Source organism: Rhodoplanes sp. SY1 (assembly GCF_046000175.1).
Classification (GTDB): Bacteria; Pseudomonadota; Alphaproteobacteria; order Rhizobiales; family Xanthobacteraceae; genus Rhodoplanes.
This window is the reverse complement of record NZ_JBEOMB010000214.1, coordinates 1-1789: the sequence shown is the minus strand read 5'-3', so window position 1 is coordinate 1789 and position 1789 is coordinate 1. Positions and strand designations below refer to the sequence as shown.

Sequence of the window (1789 nt, the reverse complement as noted above, 5' to 3'; positions counted from 1 at the left end):
ACGGTGACGCGCGGGCTCGGCCGGGTCGAGCCGAGCGGCAGCGTGCTGGTGGCGTTCGCGGCGCGGGAGGGCACCACAGCCGACGACGGGAGCGGGCGCAACAGCCCGTTCACGAAGGCGCTGCTGCGGCATCTGGAGACGCCGGGGCTCGAGGTGGCGGACCTGTTCCGGGAGGTTCGCGCCGACGTGGTGGAGGCGACGCGGCGGCAGCAGGAGCCGGCGATCTACGGCTCGCTCGGGCGCGACCGGATTTATTTCACGCCGCCGGCCGGGACAGGCACGGGTCCTGCGGTGGCGGTCGTTGCTCCGCCGGTGGCGCCCACCCTGCCGCCCGCGACGTCTGGGCCGTGCGGGAGCGGTTCAGCCCCGGTGCTCGCGTCTTTGTCGTCGCGGCGCGCGGCGCCTCTGACGGCGTCGGAGGAATGCGGGCTGAAGGCGAAGGACGTGTTCAAGGAATGCGAGACGTGCCCCGAGATGGTGGTGGTGCCGGCTGGGTCGTTCACGATGGGATCACCGGGGAGCGAGCAGCACCGGGAGGATGACGAAGGCCCGCAGCACCGGGTGACGATCGGCGCAGCGTTCGCGGTGGGCAGGACGCATGTGACGGTCGACGAGTTCGCGGCATTCGTTTCGGCGGCGGGGCACAAGACAGACGATGCGTGCTGGGTGTGGAACGCCAAGGACGACAAGTGGGTGGAGGAGACGGGGCGTTCGTGGCGCAATCCTGGTTTCGAGCAGAGGGGTTCGCATCCTGTCGTTTGCGTGAGCTGGGAGGATGCCCAGGCCTATATGGAGTGGATCAAGAGCACGACGGGGAAGAGCTATCGGCTTCTGAGCGAGGCGGAATGGGAGTATGCGGCACGAGGGGGGACGGCGACGCCATTCTGGTGGGGGTTATCGATCTCACCGCGGCAGGCGAACTATTACGGCAACAACACTTACGGTAACGGAACGAAAGGAGAGTATCGGCAACGGACGGTTCCGGTGGGCTCGTTCGAGCCGAATTCCTTCGGGCTTTACGAGATCCATGGGAATGCAGGGCAGTGGGTGGCGGATTGTTACCACGACAGCTACTCCGGGGCGCCGTCGGACGGGTCGGCATGGATTACAGGGGATTGCAATCGTCGTGTTCTCCGCGGCGGGTCCTGGTTCAACGATCCGAGGAACCTCCGCGCAGCCAACCGCAGCATGGACTACCCCGGCCGCCGGGTCAGCGACTATGGGTTCCGGATCGGGAGGACGCTCACCCCTTGAATCTTCGCCTCTTCACGGCTTGTTTTCTTGTCGTCTTTCCGGGTTCCAAGGGCGCAGCCCTCCGGGCCCCGAGAACCGGAGAGCCAGTGCCTGCGAACTGAGCCGCCACGGAGACAGAAACTCGAAGGTTATTTCACATTGGTGGTTTGTCGTTGTCGCGGTGGCGATGCGGCTCGCGCCTCGGTCGCTGCGACACAGCGGTGAGAAGCGCTGAGAAGTCCCGCCGCAGGTGATCACAATGACGACATGCGCAGATCGGAAGAGGCCGCCGCGGCACTCTTGGGGAATCCTTGATATTCGTCACCGCGCTGCTCATCGGCGCCGAAGCCTTGGCGGCCGACAAGGCTTGGGATATAGCGCGACAATTTTGATGGGAGGTTCGCGACAATCAGGATGGCGAGTTGGTGTCGCGGCGAGGTTATGATCGTCGTGTTGATTGTCGTGCGCAAGCGGTATTTTCAAGGATGATTGTCGCGCAGCGTCAATCAACGACGGTCTTTGCTGTCGCGTGAACGGGCGGTCGCCCTGGTGCGCG

At 65.1% G+C, this 1789-nt stretch carries 2 protein-coding genes; one reads left to right on the top strand and one right to left on the bottom strand.

Features of this window, described 5'->3' with window-relative positions; genetic code table 11:
• Positions 1-1254 (top strand): SUMF1/EgtB/PvdO family nonheme iron enzyme (locus ABTU92_RS28490; protein ID WP_408094948.1); only part of this gene is annotated, 1254 nt, incomplete at its 5' end.
• 233 nt (positions 1255-1487) lie between these two features.
• Here the strand turns inward: ABTU92_RS28490 and ABTU92_RS28485 are convergent.
• Positions 1488-1703 (bottom strand): hypothetical protein, encoded by a 216-nt coding sequence (locus ABTU92_RS28485; RefSeq protein ID WP_408094947.1) that lies wholly within the window; start codon positions 1701-1703, stop codon positions 1488-1490.
• Positions 1704-1789 lie beyond the last annotated feature (86 nt).